This window comes from Arthrobacter sp. TMP15 (genome assembly GCF_039529835.1).
Lineage (GTDB): Bacteria > Actinomycetota > Actinomycetes > Actinomycetales > Micrococcaceae > Specibacter.
The window spans coordinates 1,402,793-1,420,462 of sequence record NZ_CP154262.1 but is presented as its reverse complement, the minus strand read 5'-3'; the positions used below and the strand labels follow the sequence as shown (position 1 = coordinate 1,420,462).

16 protein-coding genes are annotated in these 17,670 nt (G+C 55.7%); 6 read left to right on the top strand and 10 right to left on the bottom strand.

Features of this window, described 5'->3' with window-relative positions; genetic code table 11:
• Nucleotides 1-47 precede the first annotated feature (47 nt).
• The 7 genes from AAFM46_RS06210 to AAFM46_RS06180 all read right to left on the bottom strand — a co-directional run bounded on the left by AAFM46_RS06210 (nucleotide 48) and on the right by AAFM46_RS06180 (nucleotide 7,814).
• Nucleotides 48-1,868, bottom strand: coding sequence for a penicillin-binding protein 2 (locus AAFM46_RS06210; protein WP_283531573.1), 1,821 nt, complete (start codon nucleotides 1,866-1,868; stop codon nucleotides 48-50).
• 71 nt (nucleotides 1,869-1,939) lie between these two features.
• A complete protein-coding gene (locus AAFM46_RS06205; protein WP_343320057.1) occupies nucleotides 1,940-2,620 on the bottom strand; it encodes a hypothetical protein in 681 nt (226 codons plus the stop codon).
• Nucleotides 2,617-3,615, bottom strand: coding sequence for a 16S rRNA (cytosine(1402)-N(4))-methyltransferase RsmH (gene rsmH / locus AAFM46_RS06200; RefSeq protein ID WP_343320056.1), 999 nt, complete (start codon nucleotides 3,613-3,615; stop codon nucleotides 2,617-2,619). Before rsmH ends, AAFM46_RS06205 begins: the two co-directional genes overlap by 4 nt.
• Before the next feature lie 385 nt (nucleotides 3,616-4,000).
• A complete protein-coding gene (mraZ, locus tag AAFM46_RS06195; RefSeq protein ID WP_283531577.1) occupies nucleotides 4,001-4,432 on the bottom strand; it encodes a division/cell wall cluster transcriptional repressor MraZ in 432 nt (143 codons plus the stop codon).
• Between the two features lie 987 nt (nucleotides 4,433-5,419).
• The gene (locus AAFM46_RS06190) at nucleotides 5,420-5,797 is read right to left on the bottom strand and encodes a DUF3040 domain-containing protein (RefSeq protein ID WP_283531578.1); all 378 of its coding nucleotides are present in this window, start codon (nucleotides 5,795-5,797) and stop codon (nucleotides 5,420-5,422) included.
• 342 nt (nucleotides 5,798-6,139) lie between these two features.
• The gene (dinB, locus tag AAFM46_RS06185; RefSeq protein ID WP_343320382.1) at nucleotides 6,140-7,297 is read right to left on the bottom strand and encodes a DNA polymerase IV; all 1,158 of its coding nucleotides are present in this window, start codon (nucleotides 7,295-7,297) and stop codon (nucleotides 6,140-6,142) included.
• A 109-nt stretch (nucleotides 7,298-7,406) separates the two neighbouring features.
• Nucleotides 7,407-7,814 (bottom strand): hypothetical protein, encoded by a 408-nt coding sequence (locus AAFM46_RS06180; protein ID WP_343320055.1) that lies wholly within the window; start codon nucleotides 7,812-7,814, stop codon nucleotides 7,407-7,409.
• Between the two features lie 52 nt (nucleotides 7,815-7,866).
• Between AAFM46_RS06180 and AAFM46_RS06175 the strand changes: the two genes are divergently transcribed.
• Nucleotides 7,867-8,103 carry a hypothetical protein gene (locus tag AAFM46_RS06175; protein WP_283531580.1) on the top strand — a complete coding sequence of 79 codons (237 nt, stop codon included), beginning with the start codon at nucleotides 7,867-7,869 and terminating at the stop codon, nucleotides 8,101-8,103.
• Between the two features lie 111 nt (nucleotides 8,104-8,214).
• Entirely contained in the window at nucleotides 8,215-9,318 is a 1,104-nt protein-coding gene (locus AAFM46_RS06170) for a polyprenyl synthetase family protein (protein ID WP_283531581.1), read from the top strand.
• Nucleotides 9,319-9,424: 106 nt separating this feature from the next.
• On the opposite strand, the gene AAFM46_RS06165 is transcribed toward AAFM46_RS06170, so the two are convergent.
• Entirely contained in the window at nucleotides 9,425-9,778 is a 354-nt protein-coding gene (locus AAFM46_RS06165; protein WP_283531582.1) for an Rv2175c family DNA-binding protein, read from the bottom strand.
• A gap of 167 nt (nucleotides 9,779-9,945) precedes the next feature.
• On the opposite strand from AAFM46_RS06165, the gene AAFM46_RS06160 reads away from it, so the two are divergent.
• Both AAFM46_RS06160 and AAFM46_RS06155 read left to right on the top strand, forming a co-directional pair.
• Nucleotides 9,946-11,427, top strand: a complete 1,482-nt coding sequence (locus AAFM46_RS06160) for a LysM peptidoglycan-binding domain-containing protein (protein WP_343320054.1) — start codon at nucleotides 9,946-9,948, stop codon at nucleotides 11,425-11,427.
• 111 nt (nucleotides 11,428-11,538) lie between these two features.
• Nucleotides 11,539-13,689 carry a PASTA domain-containing protein gene (locus AAFM46_RS06155; protein WP_343320053.1) on the top strand — a complete coding sequence of 717 codons (2,151 nt, stop codon included), beginning with the start codon at nucleotides 11,539-11,541 and terminating at the stop codon, nucleotides 13,687-13,689.
• A gap of 86 nt (nucleotides 13,690-13,775) precedes the next feature.
• Here the strand turns inward: AAFM46_RS06155 and AAFM46_RS06150 are convergent, their stop codons facing one another.
• Together AAFM46_RS06150 and AAFM46_RS06145 are read right to left on the bottom strand one after the other, a co-directional pair.
• A complete protein-coding gene (locus AAFM46_RS06150) occupies nucleotides 13,776-15,173 on the bottom strand; it encodes a 3-deoxy-7-phosphoheptulonate synthase class II (protein WP_283531584.1) in 1,398 nt (465 codons plus the stop codon).
• Between the two features lie 97 nt (nucleotides 15,174-15,270).
• Nucleotides 15,271-16,146: a lysophospholipid acyltransferase family protein gene (locus AAFM46_RS06145; RefSeq protein ID WP_283531585.1), complete on the bottom strand. Its 876-nt coding sequence runs from the start codon at nucleotides 16,144-16,146 to the stop codon at nucleotides 15,271-15,273.
• 199 nt (nucleotides 16,147-16,345) lie between these two features.
• Here AAFM46_RS06145 and AAFM46_RS06140 point away from each other — a divergent pair, with 199 nt between their 5' ends.
• A complete protein-coding gene (locus AAFM46_RS06140; RefSeq protein WP_343320052.1) occupies nucleotides 16,346-17,089 on the top strand; it encodes an alpha/beta fold hydrolase in 744 nt (247 codons plus the stop codon).
• Nucleotides 17,079-17,651, top strand: coding sequence for a hypothetical protein (locus AAFM46_RS06135; protein ID WP_283531587.1), 573 nt, complete (start codon nucleotides 17,079-17,081; stop codon nucleotides 17,649-17,651). The genes AAFM46_RS06140 and AAFM46_RS06135 overlap by 11 nt, the downstream gene beginning before the upstream one ends.
• Nucleotides 17,652-17,670 lie beyond the last annotated feature (19 nt).

The following is a 17,670-nucleotide window of genomic DNA, read 5'->3' as shown; positions in this document are numbered from 1 at the left end:
ATTGACGTTTCTTTGGGCTACCAGTGCGGAACCCATCAGCGGGAACATCATTTGTAGAACTTTGGGAGCTTTACCGGCGGTGTGGTTGACGGCGGAACATCGTAGCTGCGCAACACCTGCCCCATGACCTGATTAAAGGTATACCCCTGGGTGACTCCATAGATGCTTCCTTGCGGGCGTTGGACAGTAATACCAACCACATACTTGGGATCCTCCATGGGAGCCATCCCGATAAATGAGGAGGTGTAGCCGTCAAAACCCACACCATTATCTGCCGGGGCCTCAGCGGTTCCTGTTTTGCCGCCTGTGCGGTAACCGGGGATGTTGACAACCTTGTAATCGCTCATGGTGACAACACCTTCAAGCATGTCCCTGGCTGATTGCGCTGTTGCCGGGCTGATGACTTCCACTCCCGGGGCCTGCGGGACGCTCTGCACTGCACCGTCAGCTGCGGTGAATGAGTCAATGATCGCCGGCTTAAGCCGCACACCGTTGTTGGCAACCGTCTGGAAGATCATGGTTGTTTGCAAAGGTGTCTGCGCTACGCCCTGCCCGAACAACACCGTATAGCGTTGGCGACCATCCCAGTTCTGCCAGTCGGCCAAAATACCGGGGCTTTCGCCGGGAAGAGCTATTCCGGTTTTTTCGCCCACACCAAATTTTCGCATGTAGTCATAGCGTTGCTTAAGACTCAGCTTGGAGCCCGCCATCACAGTTCCCGTGTTCATTGAATCGGCAATGATGCCCGCCAGTGTGCGCTGCTCAGTTCCATGTACAAAGGAATCGGAGAAGTTCTGTCCATCAATGTTTAACGTAGGTGGCACAAGATATTGGCTCATAGGAGTGGCCAGACCCTCTTGAACCAAAGCTGCGGCTGTCATGATTTTACTGGTTGACCCCGGCTCAACCACTGAACTCACCGTGCGTGAGCCGACGTTGGCTTTGTCGGCGGCCCCAACGTTATTTGGGTCATAGGAGTCGCTGTCGGCCAGCGCAATGACTTTTCCGGTCTTCACTTCAATAACACTGATGCTGGCCCAACTGGCATTGTACTGTTCTTTTTGCTGCTGGGCAGCTTGCTGTGCGTAGTACTGAATGTCTTGGTCTATTGTCAGTTTCACTGTCTGACCGTCAACCGCTGGTTCGGTCCGCACGGGAGCGGTGGGAATGATGATGCCGTTCTTACCTGCTTGGTAAGTCCGGGTTCCGTCGATCCCGGTGAGTTTGTCATTCATGGTTTGTTCAATGCCAGCCAACGGCGTGCCCTCAGCATCGACGAAACCAACGATGGGGCCACCTACGGCTCCCATGGGATAGACGCGTTTTGTCACTGCCTCGGAATAGATGCCGGGGATCCCCAGTTCAGCAACGTCCTTTTCAAGCAACGGGCTGACGTCCTGGGTAATGTAATTGAAGTTTTTATCTCCTGTGGCGTTCTTTTTTACGTCCTCGAACTTCAGCCCCAGTAGGTCTGCTAACTTCTGCAGTCCTTCGTCTTTGGTGATCTTTTCAATGCTGGACTTACCCGTTTTTTTATCAACGGTCCTGTGCTTATAGGTTGGGTACTCTGCCATGTTCACCTGGGAGACGGTGATGTTATAGCGAATAATACTCTCGGCTAAAACCTTACCCTTGGCATCAATAATCTTGCCTCTAACAGCGGGTAACTTTTGTACTACCGTGCGCTGATTTTCAGCAGCTTGGGCCATATTTGCAGTGTCTAGACCTTGAACCATGACCAACCGGCCAGCAATGACAAGCAGTAGGGCCATCATAAAGACAAAACCGACGCGCATCCGCCCGCGGCCAACCTTATTCAGTTGTAGTGGCTTAGCACCACGTGCTGACTTGATGGATTTGTTTGCCACTACTGTTTTCCTTGCGTTTTGACATTGGGAAGATCACTACTTCCCGTCGCGGTTATGACAGTGGTTAAACTTTAGCTGTCCTTTTGGCTGGGTGCCGGTATGGTTCCACCGTTAAGGTCCGGAGTCGCTGTAGCTGGTACGGGCGCGGGCTCAGATTTGGCGGCAGCCTTCTGGGCAGCCTGCTCCTTCTGGGTAATTGCGCCCGGGCTCAGTGGAACAACTGCTGGTGGGGTATCCGCCGCTGGCACAGGCTTGTCAATCAATGCAGGTGGGATACTCACCAGGCCTTTGGTGTCAGGTGAGGCAGGCTGAGGAGACCCACTAACTTTTTTGGTCCGTACATCAATCTGCCCTGTCGAACCAGCAGGGACCATGCCTAACGCGGCAGCACGGGAGACAAGCTCCTGAGGCGCCTGCTTCGCAGCAATTTCCTGCTCCATCGTTTGATTAGCCTTGAGTAAGTCAGACTGCTGGTTCTTCAAACCCACCAATTCATATTGGCCTTTTGTGACGGAGATGCTCATCACAAGGACAACAGTCAGCGCGGCGACGACAACCAAGAACAAGATCACCACCAGTGAGGAACGGCTCCGCTTGGGAACGGAGGCCACCAGAGACAGCGGGGCGCGGGCTTTCCACGACGTCGGTTTCGGTGCTGTTACTCCAACGTCCGGGGTAGCCACTGGCATGTTCAGGGCCCGGGCATTGTTACCTACGGTCACCGCTGTGGTGCGTGGTGCAAGCTGGCTCATTTGGCGCTCCCGACCCTGATTTTTTCAACTGCCCGAAGGCGCGCTGATGCGGCCCTGGGGTTTTCTGCAATTTCTTCACTCGTGGGAATCTCGGTGCCCTTGGTGAGGCGTTTAAGTGTCGCTTTGTGCTCGTCCAACTCCACGGGAAATCCTGCCGGAGCAGATGAACGTGAACCTGCGGCGAAGACAGCTTTGACGATCTTGTCTTCCAAAGAGTGGTATGACATAACAACTGCACGCCCGTGCAGAACCAGGGCATCAACCGCTGCCGGGATGGCTGTATCGAGAGCACTCAGCTCCTCGTTAACCTCAATGCGTAACGCTTGGAAGGTTCGTTTTGCTGGGTGTCCACCTGTCCGCGCGGCCCCTGAGGGCACCACATTGCGAATGATTTCCACCAATTCACCGGTGCGCATCAGGGGTGCCTTGTCGCGGGCCGCCACAATGTGGTTTGCGATGCGACCGGCAAATTTTTCCTCGCCCCATTTGCGGATAATCCGCACCAGGTCTTCTTCCGAGTAGCTGTTAAGGATGTCGGCTGCGGTTTGGCCACGACTGGTATCCATGCGCATGTCAAGGGGCGCATCAAAGGAATAAGCAAACCCGCGGTCGCGCTCATCCAGTTGAAGTGATGAAACACCTAGATCCATGAGGATTCCGTCAATACTGGGAATACCAAGATCAGCCAGCACCTCGGTGATCTCGTCGTAGACCGCATGCACTAGATCAGTGCGGTCCTGGAAGGGCGCCAACCGCTCCCCTGCCAACCCCAGCGCTTCTGTGTCCCTGTCAATGCCGATCAGGTGCAGGTCCGGGTAGCGTTGCAGCATGGCTTCGCTGTGCCCACCCATCCCCAAGGTGGCGTCAATAACCACAGGAGTGCGGCCGGCGGATCGGGCCAATTCAAAGGCTGGGGCCAACAGGTTTACGCATCGATCTTTCAGAACCGGAGTGTGGCGTTCAGACGTAGGTGGCGTGGGCAGTTCCGACGTCATCACGACTCCGTTTCTCTTGGGTCAAAATCGCAGGGGGTTGTGGACCCTCGCGGAAATCTAAATCTGGTAAAAGAAAATCTAATCCTGCAATTTTTCTAGCCTTACATTGGACAGTTGTCCTCCGTTAGTCAGCTGGCCTTGCTGGTTCACTTCACGCAACCGCAGGATTGGAATACGTGTCCTTAAACCAGATCCCCCTCCGCGCCGAGCCTTACCACGCCTGGCACCGGGGAAGGTGAGCCAGGATTGGTGTTGCTGGGCGGCTGGAGATCTCATTCAAGAGCACCTGCTAAGCCGAAGGAACTGCTACGTCGAGACGAGATTTTTCAAATTATTCCAACTGCGGGTACTTCATGTTGTGCAAACTTCCCGTAGGAGGCTTTCCTCAGTTAACGCCGGGTATTGCTGTTTCGTCAGTAGCCGAGAATCCGCTCTCCTTGGCTTCCAAATATGCATGCCACGAAGTTGCATCCCAGATCTCTGCCCGGCTGCCGGCGCCAATGACCACCAGTTCCTTCTCGAGACCGGCGTAGGAACGAAGGGTTCCAGGGATTGTCACCCGTCCTTGCTTGTCTGGCACTTCATCAGACGCACCAGAAAGAAAGATACGAATGTAATCCCGTGCCGCCATGTTGGACAGTGGAGCATCCTGCATCTGGGCTAGTACTTTTTCAAACTCTCGTGCACTGAAGACGTAAATGCAGTTTTCCTGCCCCTTAGTAAGGACAAGTCCGCTGGCTAGTTCCTCCCGGAACTTGGCGGGAAGAATGATCCGACCCTTCTCATCAAGGCGCGGTGAGTGTGTTCCAAGAAACAATCCCCCACCACCTTCATTTGTCGAGTCTGGAAACTACTCCAACCCATTCCCCTCTTACCTGCTCCACATTACTCCACAATCCTCCACCGTCAACTCAAGACATACCCATCTTTGCTACGTGTCGTGCATCAGTTCCTTGTTGTAGCGGCAATTTTCTCGGTGGGTCGGGGGTGGAGGAAAAAATTCAGATGTGGACGTTGCTGCGTGTCCGGGGTGCCTTGGAAGCCACTTTTATGAAGAGTTTCAGCGGCAAATGCCCTCTGGTGGGGCAAAGTGGAGGATGTTCTGGCCCGTGCAAGTTCTCAGCTAGAGCCGGTTCACGGATTCCGCAGGAAACTCAGCCGCTCACTTCTCCAGATCTCCAGATTGTCCCCGGTCGCAAAAGCAACGATGGGCACGCAGGCTCACCCCGTCACGCGGCCGGCTATCTCTTCTGCCCGCGACAAGGGTTGACTTCGTTTCAAGTACCCCGCTGTTTTAAGTACCCCGGTCATCGCAGCACTCGGAATCCTGGAAAAAATGTGCCGCAGCAGAAACTACGACCCATAAGAGCCATTGGAGTGCGGGGCGCCAGGGACGCAGGAAAGCGGAGGGAAAGATTTGATTTTTCTAAAAAATCTAGGGAACCCATAGTGGTTTCGCACGCATCAACGTAGGTCACTCAGCGCTGGAAGCGAACATTTTTGAGTGCATTTTGTGAGCATCTGGTCCGAATTGGCCATCTGTCCCACCGCAGGTGTTCCACTGCAGGTGTTCTACTGCAGGTGTTCTACTGCAGGCTGGCGGGAGTTGCTACGGAGACGCTGATGATGGCCCACACCTCTGGGCACTGGAGGGAGCGAGCGTGTTCTCAGTGAATGGGCACAATGCAGCGCTGGCCAGTTTGTGAAGTCCGTAATGGGAACACCAGCACAACAGCACTGTGCAGTGCGTACTGGAAGAAACCTACTGAAGGTGCCTACTGCAGGTGCGTACTGCATGAAAGGTCTACGGCTGGCGGCGACGCTCTTCCCATTTTTCTTCAAGACCGTTCATAAATCCGCTTTTTTGCTTGGCCCGGGTCTTATCCCCTGGCTTGTGCTCAGTCTGGTGCTGCGAGCCAAATCTCGGCTTTGAGACAGCCACGTAGACACCTCCACCCATGACTAGGAAGCCAACGATTCCAAGCGGGATCAAATGCAACGCCACACCGGCTAATAGCACCAACAAACCTGTGATCATGATCAACACACCAATGACGATGTTGCGTGTTGACAATGACTTCGTTGGGGCCGTTGACAGGGCGTGGGCAAACTTGGGATCTTCCGCATGCAGCTGCTGTTCTAATTGGTCCAGCAGTCTCTGCTCGTGCTCAGAGAGGGGCATGACGACCTCCTTCAGGTCAGGGCCATGGGCGTGTTAAAACGTTAACGAACATACTTGCCTATTGATTCCCACTGAACCGAATCCGCAATGCACTAGGTGCAATCTGGGTCCCGAGCGCCCGGGTATGAACAAGCGACGAAGTCATCTATGAATTAACTCCTACCACTAACAATAGGCTTGATTCTCTGGAACGGAAACCCATATCAGGTGCGTCAGCGATCGGGGTGCTGGGAACATTTTTTGATCACGTACGGATCACGTAGGGAACCCTTGGATTTGGGCACTTTTTACCCGCGTTGAGATGAGAGCCATGCGCTTTTATTGGCGTCGCTAGGGAGCTCTTTACGCTCTGTCGCGAGGCTTAATGAGGCGTGCGGGAACAATTTTGGCGCTACCGAACCTTGCCGCAATAGCATCACCAACCACTTCGGCATTGCGTGAGTTGTCATCCCGAGGGTCCAAGGTGAACTGCAGCGGTGCGCCCGCAAGAGCATCCAGCTTTTCCATGCGCACCCCAATCAATCGCACACTTTGGGACCGGACTCCTAGCGCGCGCAGAAGGGTCACCGCGCCGGCATAAATTTGTGTCGCACTGTCAGTTCCTGCGCTGAGCGTCTTGGACCGCGTGATGGATGAGAAGTCGGAATACTTGATTTTCAAAGAAAGCGTGTGCCCGCTCAACCCTGCTTCTCGAAGACGCCCTGCCACACGGTGGGAAAGTCTCAACAGTTCCCTGGTGAGGACTTCGTCGTCGAAGGTATCCACGGCGAACGTTTCCTCAGAACCGATGCTCTTCTCCTGGCGTTCACCGGTCACCGGCCTCGGATCTATCCCCCAGGAAAGCGAATGCAGTGCAGCCCCCGTGCTACCTAGCGCCTTCTGCAGGGAGGGCAGGGGTGTTGCAGCCACATCTGCCACAGTAAAGATCCCCAATCGAGCAAGGACCTGGCGCGTCTTTACTCCTACACCCCACAGGGCCTCAACAGGCAGGCTGTGGAGGTACTCCACGGTTTGCTCTTTTTCGATCAGGAGCATTCCGTTGGGTTTGCAACGCGTTGAGGCGACTTTAGCCACAAATTTACTGGCTGCAATACCCACCGACGCCGTGATGCCCACCTCTGCGGAAATGCGCGACCGAATCAACGCACCAATTTCTAGAGGTGTTCCCAACCGTCGCAATGAGCCACTGATATCAAGAAAGGCTTCATCCACGCTCAATTGCTCAACTTTGTCTGTAATGGAGCGGAAGACCGTCATGATCTCTCCTGAGACCTGCTGGTAAAGCTGGTGTCGAGGTGGGATTACGACGGCGGTTGGGCACAATCGCAGGGCCGTCACCATGGGCATAGCGGAACGAACCCCCACGCTGCGCGCTTCATAGGAAGCTGAAAGTACCACCGAACGTCCCTCAGGCTGGCCAACGATCACCATTTTGCCTCGTAGATCCGGGCTATCCCGCAGTTCAACAGTTACATAAAAGGCGTCCATGTCCACATGCATGATTGTGCAACCCTCTTGCTGGGACCCTCGGCGCTGCTGCGGTTGCTCATTCACCTCTCAAGTCTAGTGAGTGAACTTCTCTTGAACTCACTAGCGTGCTTGGAGCTCATCACAGTGACGGGCACAACACCTCCAGTATGCCTGGGCCTCTTCTTGGGTAAACTGGAGCCGATGCCATCGCACCAGCTCCGGCAGCTAAGGAAACAGTCATGACCAAATTCATCCCCCGCTCCTCGCGCATAGTGCCGTTATCGCGCATCGTGCCGTTATCTCGCAGATGTCTCTGGGCAGCTGGCGCAGTTTCTACCATTGTCCTTCTGACGGCTTGCACCAGCCAGAGCACTCCTGTTTCGTCCGCCTCGGCCGCTTCGTCTGCTTCGTCCGCTTCGGCCTCCGCTGCCGCAACATCACCATCGGCGCCCATTAGCGCCGCCGCGGAAAGTTCGGCCACCCCGTCAGCACAGTCTGCGGTGAAGAAACTGGTTGCGGGTTTCCCTACAACAGTTTTGCCGCTCATGCCGGACGCCACAATTCAAGCTTCAAGCCTTGAGCACAACACTGACGTTTCGATGGCTTCAATGACAGCAAGTGTCACGGCCAGTTCAGCAGATGTATTGGCTTACTACACCAAGTCGTTGACCAGCCAAGGCTTTGAAGCGCAGCCTGGCGACGCAGTGGACGGCGTTCCGTTGAAGACATTCGTTCGGGCTCAGGGTCAGGAAATTGCCACAGTCTCTATAGTCCAGAGCGCGTCCACCGCGACCTTCACTATCGGCGCAACACTCCTGCCTGCCTCGTTTAGGTAAACCATCGACTCAAGTGACTACTCGATGTAAATACTCACTGACGCTGTCCAGACACTGGCACAAAGTCAGAACTCCAGCATTTTTGATCCCACAGGAAGGAATCTTGAAAGCATGAACACTACTTCCGTCCAAACCGGAGAACCCATGCGTGGGGAACACGACGCATTTATTACGGCTGTAGCGCAGCAATTGACTGAGTTCCTAGCCGAAAAGCACCAGCTACTGACGCAAATATCCCCAGCAACATTGGTTTTGGTGGATTCGATCTCGAAGCTCGTCACCGGCGGGAAACGGATGCGGGCGCTACTGTGCTATTGGGGATGGCGTGGTGCAGGGGGCGCTCCTGAGGCAAAGGCCATCATTCAGGCGGGGGCGGCGCTTGAACTGTTTCAGGCTGCGGCATTGATCCACGATGACATCATTGACCGCTCTGATACCCGCCGCGGAAGTCCAAGCGTGCACCGGCAGTTCAGCACTCTGCATAGCGAGAGCCAGTGGGCTTTAGATGATGAACGGTTTGGCCAGGCAGCCGCGATCCTTACTGGTGACTTGTGTTTGTCTCTCAGTGAAGAGATGTTTGCACGGATCAGCTCCGAAGGCGACAACCGCGCTCGGGAAATTTTTAATCTCATGCGCACGGAAGTCATGGCAGGGCAGTACCTGGATATTTTGGAGGAGGTTGCTGGCCCGTCCCAACCGCATAGCACTGCGGTGGCTCGAGCTTTGGCCATTATCCGTTTTAAGAGCGCAAAGTACTCCTCCGAGCATCCGCTGGTGCTGGGAGGGGCCTTGGCCGGTGGTGAAGATAGTTTACTGGCAGGCTACAGCTCGTTTGCCCTGCCACTGGGAGAGGCTTTCCAGTTGCGCGATGACGTCTTGGGAGTCTTTGGTGATCCGGTTCAAACCGGCAAGCCTGCTGGCGATGACCTGCGTGAAGGCAAGCGGACGGTGTTGGTGGGCTTGACTATAGATGCAAGCGTTGGGGCCGAACGAGAATTTGTTGATAGGAACTTGGGGAACCCTGAGCTAAGCGAGGACGACGTGGAGAGAGTCCGTTCCATCATGGTCCAGTGCGGTGCCCTTGAAAGCGCCGAAGAGCTGATTGCCCAGAGAAGCGATACTGCATTTGCTGCCCTTGCTCAGCTGCCCATTGAGGAGACCGTGACTGCTGCACTTGCGACTGTGGGCCGAGGCGCCGTCGCTAGAACGTCCTGAGCCTCGACTGATGGTGCTTAACTACTGATTCTTAACTAGTAGTAAAGGCCGGTGTCTTTGCGGGTTAGCAACCTCTGGCTGTCAACCCGCAAAGCTATCGAAAAATCTACCAGCCCAGGGCTGCCGCACGGCGGCGGATTTCAGTTTTGCGGCCCTCGCGCAGGGCATCTATTGGCCGCCCTGGCAGTGAATCATCCGCGGTGTAGAGCCATTCGATTGCTTGATTGTCCTCGAAGCCGGCATCGTGAAGCACGGAGATGGTGCCACGCAGGCTTTCCAGGATGTGGTCTCCTGCAATGAACTCAGCGGGAACTGCCCTGATTGAGCGCTCACCCACGCGGGAGGCCAGAAGGGAACCATCTTTAACCAAGGCATGAACTTTAGTGACCGAGACGTCAAGCATCTCGGCAACATCGGGTAGGGGCAACCATTCGCTAACTACTTTTTCAACATTACTCACAGATAAATGTTCCCACATATTGCTCTCAAGCATGCAAACACATGGGCGCTCAACCGATAATCCCAACAATTCCCACGTTCTTGTGTTCATTTTGTGCTCAATCCACATTGAAATTACCATCGAAGTCCCATTCGCACGGACTTTAGTGTAAATTCACTTCTAGTCACATGAGTAACATAAACACCAATGGCATCATCCGTAACGGAAATTTGAGGTACGCCCCGATGACTCCCCCACGCCCATCGCCCACTAGCGCCAAACAGTTGGTCGCAGTGGCCACAGCAGCCATTCCCGTGGTCATGCTTTCCTCCTTGGCTTTGGCCAGTCCCGCGACAGCGGCTCCGACGCAGATCAAGCCCCACGGCAGTCATGGCACCCTTGACGCACAGAAGGTCCTTGCGGCCGTAAAGGCGCGTACTGCTTCAAGTCACATTCCGGCCGCTGTGGTGGCTAGTTCAGTGCCCCGTACAGTTAGCACACAGGCTGTTAGCGCACGTGCTGCTAGCACACCAGTTGTTAAGGCACAGGCTGTTAGGGCACAGGCGTCGGCTTCCTCGACTCATACAGTCGCTGCTGGTGACACGGTCTCCGGCATCGCAGCCACCTTCGGTGTATCCGTTGAGTCTGTTCTTGCTTTAAATAAGATCTCAGCATCCACGATCATCCATCCCGGCAAGGTCCTGACCATCTCCGGATCCGGCGCTCCGGCGGGTGAATCTTCAAGCCCGGCGTCGTCCACTCAGAGCCACACTGTTCGTGCAGGTGAAACCCTCAGCGGGATTTCTGCCCAGTACGGCGTAAGCCTGGAAAGTGTTTACGCGTTGAACAGCCTCACTGGCAGTTCGATCATTCAGCCGGGGCAAGAAATTAAGGTCTCCGGAGAAACTGCAGAAGCACCCCAAGTCACCGAAAACGTGGCGGTTCCTGCCAGTGGCAATCAGTACGTGATCAAGGCTGGTGACACACTTTCCGCTATTGCGGCCAAGAACGATGTGAGCCTCGCGTCCCTCGTCGCTGCAAATGGTGGGGATGCTAAATCAGCGATCTACCCCGGAAAGACCTTGTCAATCCCGGGTTTGACTGCGGCCTCAAGCGATATCGTTCCCATCACGCCAGCTGAGTCTGGCACGGCTGCATCCACGGCGGAACTGACTCCAGAGCAGCAGGTCCCCAGCACTTTTCTGCACTACACCTACCCTGAGGCAGTAGTTAGTGATGCAAACGTCAACAAGTCTGCGCTCCTGGCAGCCCCGGCACCTTCCAGGGCACAGATGAAGGAAATGGTGGCCAGAACTGCGGCAGCAATGGGCGTCGATCCGGCACTTGCCATGGCGTTTGCCCAACAGGAGTCCGGATTCAACCACCAATCAGTCTCCCCAGCCAACGCCATCGGCACCATGCAGGTCATTCCTGATGCTGGCGAGTGGGCATCGGGTCTAGTGGGCCGCACACTGAACCTGCTTGATCCGCAGGACAACGTCACGGCAGGGGTCGCCATCATCCGGGCGTTGCATTCCGGTGCACCGAATGAAGATCAGGCCATTGCAGGCTATTACCAGGGCCAGTACTCCGTCAGCGTCCATGGCATGTTCAACGACACTGTGAATTACGTAGCCGGCATTAAAGCTAACCGCGAGCTTTTCCGCTAACAACTGCCAGCCAGTGACTGCAGGGAGCAAAAAGTACGCTCTCAACGAAAAGGGGACCCCCGCACGGTGTTGCGGGAGGTCCCCTTTGCTTTCAACTCCTAAGCTGGAAGAGTGCAAGAAGTCTCCCCTGACCCCCTGATAGGGTCCACGATCGATGGGCGCTACCTAGTTCTCTCAAAGGTGGCGCACGGCGGCATGTCCACTGTGTACCTAGCAACTGACCTCCGGCTGGGGCGGAACATCGCATTAAAGATCCTACATCCGCATTTAGCCACGGACAGTGCCTTCATCGAACGGCTGGGTCGTGAGGCGCAGAGCGCTGCCAGCCTCTCACACCCGCACGTGGTGCAGATCCATGACCACGGGGTGGGACCGCAGCACGCCTACCTAGTTTTTGAATTCATCGATGGCAATACTTTGCGCGATGTTATTAATGAGAACGGTGCGCTGAGCCCGCGCCAGGCTTTGGATCTTTTGGACCCGATCGTGGAAGGTTTGGCCGCAGCACACAACGCCGGGTTAGTGCACCGGGACGTGAAGCCTGAAAATGTTCTGATTTCTCGTCAAGGGTGGGTAAAGATTGGCGACTTTGGGCTCTCCCGCGCCATCAGCACCTCCACTAACACGGCCACTCTTCTGGGTACTGTCGGGTACATTGCCCCGGAGCTTGCAAGCGGTCACGGCGGGGATGCGCGTAGCGATATTTATTCCGCAGGCATTATGCTCTACGAGCTTCTCACGGGTGTGCAGCCTTTCCGGGGCACCATGCCTGTGGCTGTGGTCATGGCCCACATTCAGGACGATGTCCCAGCCCCCTCCTTGGCGGTTCCCACCCTGCCACCTGTCATGGACGAACTTGTTCGCTACATGACCGAAAAGGATCCCGAAAACCGCCCTGCCAATGGCGCAGCGCTACTGGAGGATCTTCGTCATATTCGCCAGACCCTGACACCAACCGAACTGGACGCTGGCGCCAGCGGCAACAGCGCTACCGGCAACAGCGGCAGTCCCACAGGCAGTCCCACAGAAATCATCACAACAGCTACCCCGGCCTCTGAACCCACGGGCATCGTGGCATCCCCCAACTTCCCCACTTCTGTCTTACCTCAGCCGTCAAGGTTGTATGCCGATGATCCCCGCCAGAGCCATCAGGGTGCGGGCAATGCGGGAAGTTCCGGCGCTTACGGCGTGTCGCAGGAGAAGTACGACGCCGGTCCGAACCTCACCGCGGCCATCGGCGCAGGTGCCTACCTCGGGATAGGTGAGAAGGAAAATACTCTCTCACTATCGAAGCGCCAACGTGCAGCAGCCGCAAAATCGCGCGCCAAGGCTGCAGCAACTCCGCAAAAGACGTTGGGTTCAAAGAATCCTCGTCGTCGGGCTCTGCTGTGGATCATGTTGGTGGTTGTTCTTGGTGTCATTGCTGCCACTGCAGGCTGGTTCTTGGCATTGGGTCCAGGCGCCTTGGCGACGGTGCCTGATGTACACAATAAGACTGTGCCGCAAGCGCAGGACATACTCCGCACGGCAGGATTCGGGCTGACTCCCACTACGGATGTGTTTGATGAAAAGGTGGCGGCCGGCTTCGTCGTTTCCACCGACCCCACAGCTGGGGAATCAATCCGAAAATTCAACGGTGTCACCCTGGCAGTCTCCCGCGGTCCGCTCCTCTACGCAGTGCCCACACTTGTTGGGCTACAGCTCGGTGATGCGAAACAAGCTCTCTCTGATGCGCATCTGGCTGTTGGCAACGTCACCGAAGCCTTTGATGAAAAGGTCGCTACCGGCGTCGTAGTGGCCCAGGAGATTGCTGCAGGTAAGGAATTCCGTGGGAACACAAAAGTAAATATTTCTGTCTCTAAGGGCCCCAAACCCATTCCCGTGCCGTCCGTGACGGGACAGCCACAGGATCAGGCAGTGGCCGCGTTGAAGGCTGTTGGACTCGTCGCCGCCATTGCCCCGGAGCAAGCCAACAGCGCTTCCATTCCCGCTGGGTCTGTTATCTCCGCTTCCCCCGATTCCGGAGAGCTCAAGGCCGGGGACTCAGTCACCCTTACCCTCTCTAAAGGGCCACGCTTGATCGAAGTACCGAGTTTTGTTGGAAAACAGCTGAACGTGGCCCGCCCCGCCTTGGAAGAATTGGGCTTTAAGGTCGAGATCAAAGAAGGCGCGTTCGGCATAATCTTCGGTACCGTGGCCACCCAAAATCCAAGATCCGGGCAGCACCCTGAAGGCACAACCATCACGTTGGGTGTTGTGTAACTCTCCGCAAGAGAAAACTGCCGGCCCCCACCTTTTTTACAAGGTGAGGCCGGCATTTTTGTCATGTATTGATTTTTTGCAATAAATTACTTGGACTTGCGTAGAGCCTCGGAGACTAGGAACGCCATTTCAAGTGATTGCTTATGGTTCAAGCGTGGATCACACACCGACTCATAGCCGGTGAGGAAAGCTTCCTGGTCAATGGGATCCGCGCCACCAAGGCACTCCGCTACGTCATCCCCTGTCATCTCCACATGCAGACCACCGGGGAAGGTGCCCTGGGCCTCATGAACTTCAAAGAAACCGCGTACTTCATCAATGACGTCGTCAAAGTTGCGGGTTTTGTACCCGTTGGGCGAGGTGACAGTGTTGCCGTGCATCGGATCGGTGACCCAGAGGACTTGAGCTCCGGAAGCTGTCACCTTTTCAACCAGGTTCGGTAGCTTCTCACGGATATTTGTAGCACCCATCCGAGTGATGAATGTCAGGCGTCCAGGTTCGCGGTTGGGATCCAGCTTCTCGATGAGGCGCAGCGCATCATCTGAAGTTGTGGTGGGGCCAAGTTTGACACCAATGGGGTTGCGGACTCGAGAAAGAAAATCGACGTGGGCCGAATCCAGATCCCGGGTACGCTCGCCGATCCACAAGAAGTGGGCGGATGTGTCGTAAGGCAGCCCTGTGCGTGAGTCAATGCGTGTCAACGCCCGCTCATAGTCAAGTAGCAGTGCCTCGTGACTGGCGAAGAACTCCACTGTCTTGAGTGCTTCAAAGTCCGCACCGCAGGAGGTCATGAACTTAATGGCGCTGTCGATATCCTTGGCCAAGCGCTCATAACGGCTGTGCGCCGGGTTGGAGGTGAAACCGCGGTTCCATTCGTGCACGCTGCGCAGATCCGCGAATCCACCCTGCGTGAACGCCCGGATGAGGTTCAGCGTTGAGGCCGAGGTATGGTACGCCTTGAGCATGCGTGCTGGGTCATGCCGCCGGGACTCAGGGGTGAATTCGAAACCGTTGACGATGTCGCCGCGGTAAGCAGGCAACGTCACCCCGTCACGCGTTTCATCGTTGGAGGAACGCGGTTTGGCGAATTGACCCGCCATACGCCCCATCTTGATGACGGGAAGCTGTGCCCCATAGGTAAGTACCACGGCCATCTGCAAAATTGTCTTTACCCGTGCACTGATCTTATCGGCCGTTGCAGCCTCGAAGGTTTCAGCACAGTCTCCACCTTGGAGAAGGAACGCCTCACCTTGAGCGGCCTTGGCCAGACGTGAACGCAGGACATCAACTTCGCCAGCAAACACCAGCGGCGGCACGGAGGAAAGTTCCTTCACGGTAGCCGCGAAGTGGGGGTCCTTTGCCCATGTAGGCTGCTGCGCGATGGGCAGCTCACGCCAGCTGTCAAGCCCCGGATAAACAGCCGCCCCAGGGACGGGCGTTGTAGCAATGGGGTCTTGCGAGGCAGTGTATGTTAGATCGTTCACCGCTTAAGCCTATCCCGCCCGAGCGCACGCCACCAACCAGTCCGCTTCATGAGATGCCGACGCTTTTACCAGCGCTATTGAGCGGGCCTTGGACGCCTCATTTTTCGGTAGGATCCGCATCGGGGTCGGTAGTTTCTTCAACGGTTGCAGGCTCCGGGGTGGGCTTGGCTTTTTTAGTGCCGATCACTGTTACCGTCCCCGGCAACACAGCAGAAGCTGCTCCCAGTCTCACTGCGTCACCAGCATTTTTTGCGGCTTGGGCTACTTTGGCAGGTACGGCCTTGATTGCCTTCTCGGTAGCAAGTTTATCCTTGACAGTCGTGGCATAGGAATCAACATATTCCTGTCCGGAAAGCCTCATGAGTTCGTACATGATCTCATCGGTGACAGAACGTTGCACAAATCTGTCATCCGACATTCCCTGGTACCTGCTGAAATCCATAGGCTCCCCAAAAATCACGCCAAGGCGTCGAATCGTGGGAATCCGGCGCCCAATGGGCTGAACCTTGTCAGTGCCAATCATGGCAACGGGGATCACGGGCACGTTGGCAGTCAGTATCAACTTAGCTACTCCCACTTTTCCCCGGTAAAGGCGGCCATCGTGGCTACGGGTACCTTCGGGATATATCCCCAGCAAGCCGCCACCGTTGAGCACATCAACACCAGTTTGCAAGGAATCCGCCGATGCCGCCCCACCTGAACGGTCCATAGGCAGCTGATTTGTGAGTTTAAAAAAGGCTGCTGTTAGGCGTCCTTTGATGCCACGACCAGTAAAGTAGTCACTCTTTGCCAGAAACACCACCGGCCGTGGCACCATCAGCGGCATAAAGATGGAATCTGAAAACGAAAGATGGTTACTGGCCAGCACTGCGGGCCCCTCAAGAGGCAAGTTATCCAGACCCTTCGTCCAGGGCCGGAACAGCACCTTCAAAACGGGGCCGAGGAATATTTTCTTTAGTACCCAATAGATCACGGTGGTGTTCCTCCTCTGACTCTGCCGGTTACGCTCTGGCTCTGCCGGTTACAAGCGACCCGGGTCCATTGCGCTACCCCACAACGGACGTATCAACAGTAGTCTAGTGAAAGCGGCACAAAATCGCCTCAGCACGGCCGCGTCACCATAAAAAGCGTTCCCCGGCCTCAGTTACCGGGAAGGAAAGGAGTCAGCCTCAATGGCACAGTCGTTCCGATCTCCAGGTCATGGGGATTATTCAAAAATTGGCGTGGCGGTATGCCACGGTTTCACCGGCTCACCTATCAGCATGCGGGGCTGGAGCGAGTACCTGGCAGACACAGGATTCGCCGTGAACATGCCGCTGCTGGCAGGCCACGGCACGTCATGGCAGGAATTGGCCAAAACCCCGTGGCAGCATTGGTACCGCGATTTTGAGGCTGCCTATCTGGAACTTGCTGCTCGCTGTGACACCGTTTTCGTGGCGGGCCTGTCTATGGGCGGGGCTCTAGCGCTGCGTGTGGCTGCACTGCATCCTGTGGCAGGAGTGGTAGTAGTGAATCCAGGTCTGACGTTTAATGACAACAGAGCGAAATACTCCGGTTTGCTGAAATATGTGCTCAAGAGTGTGCCAGCCATTGGCGATGACATGAAACTACAGGGCGTCAGCGAGGGGGCATACACCCGTACGCCGGTGGCGGCTGTCCATCAGCTCTCGCAACTTTTCCAGAACACCATCGAACTTCTCCCCCGCGTCACAGCACCAACCCTGGTGTTCCGCTCAACAGTGGATAACGTTGTTCCAGATTCCAGCCTTGAGCTCCTGAAGCAAAAGGTCTCCAGCACTGACGTAAAGGTTATTCCGCTGGAAAACAGTTACCATGTAGCCACAATGGACAACGATGCCCCCCTGATCTTTTCCCAGTCTGCAGACTTCTTCCGAAGGAATCTTCATGCAATCTGACCCTGGCGCGGATACCCCGCACACCGGCGGTAATGACGAGGAAGTGTGGCTGGATCTTGTCTCCCGCCTCGAATCAGGCAATGACGCGTTCATGGACGCGCCCCATTCCCTGAGCCAGGAATTAGCCACAGACCAGGACCCAGCGGACGATCAAGAATCAGAATCTAAGGGGGTCGTTGACTTTGACCCATTGGGTGTTTGGCAGCGCGAATCGGAGCCTGCACCTCACGAAGCCAGCCCCGAGGAACTTGCTGAACACTCTGGAACTGCCAATGACGTCACCACTTTTGGCCCCCGAGATTACCTTAGTGACGACGGCGAAGAAGAGTTTGTGCCGGAAGAACTACCCAGCCTGCGCAATACCGAACCAGCCCTTATGCTTGCCTGGATTGGTGCGGCAGGTGGCCCACTGTTCCTTGTCTTCTCGGCAATTTTTTGGCGATCAATACCCATGACATTTATCTTTGGCGTCATCGTGGCATTTCTGGCGGGCACGGGCTACCTATTGTTCCGTCTGCCCGATCACCGGGACCATGACAGCGGCGACGGCGCCGTCGTATAGGTTTTCCAGACCCCGGGTT

Bases quoted from the DNA above. Each gene is read 5' to 3' on its own strand.
- AAFM46_RS06170 (WP_283531581.1), top strand. From the start codon at position 8,215: ATGAACACTACTTCCGTCCAAACCGGAGAACCCATGCGTGGGGAACAC.
- AAFM46_RS06160 (WP_343320054.1), top strand. From the start codon at position 9,946: ATGAGTAACATAAACACCAATGGCATCATCCGTAACGGAAATTTGAGG.
- AAFM46_RS06135 (WP_283531587.1), top strand. From the start codon at position 17,079: ATGCAATCTGACCCTGGCGCGGATACCCCGCACACCGGCGGTAATGAC.
- AAFM46_RS06175 (WP_283531580.1), top strand. From the start codon at position 7,867: ATGGCTTCAATGACAGCAAGTGTCACGGCCAGTTCAGCAGATGTATTG.
- AAFM46_RS06180 (WP_343320055.1), bottom strand. From the start codon at position 7,814: ATGAGCGGCAAAACTGTTGTAGGGAAACCCGCAACCAGTTTCTTCACC.
- AAFM46_RS06190 (WP_283531578.1), bottom strand. From the start codon at position 5,797: ATGCCCCTCTCTGAGCACGAGCAGAGACTGCTGGACCAATTAGAACAG.
- dinB (WP_343320382.1), bottom strand. From the start codon at position 7,297: ATGCATGTGGACATGGACGCCTTTTATGTAACTGTTGAACTGCGGGAT.
- AAFM46_RS06205 (WP_343320057.1), bottom strand. From the start codon at position 2,620: ATGAGCCAGCTTGCACCACGCACCACAGCGGTGACCGTAGGTAACAAT.
- rsmH (WP_343320056.1), bottom strand. From the start codon at position 3,615: ATGACGTCGGAACTGCCCACGCCACCTACGTCTGAACGCCACACTCCG.
- AAFM46_RS06140 (WP_343320052.1), top strand. From the start codon at position 16,346: ATGGCACAGTCGTTCCGATCTCCAGGTCATGGGGATTATTCAAAAATT.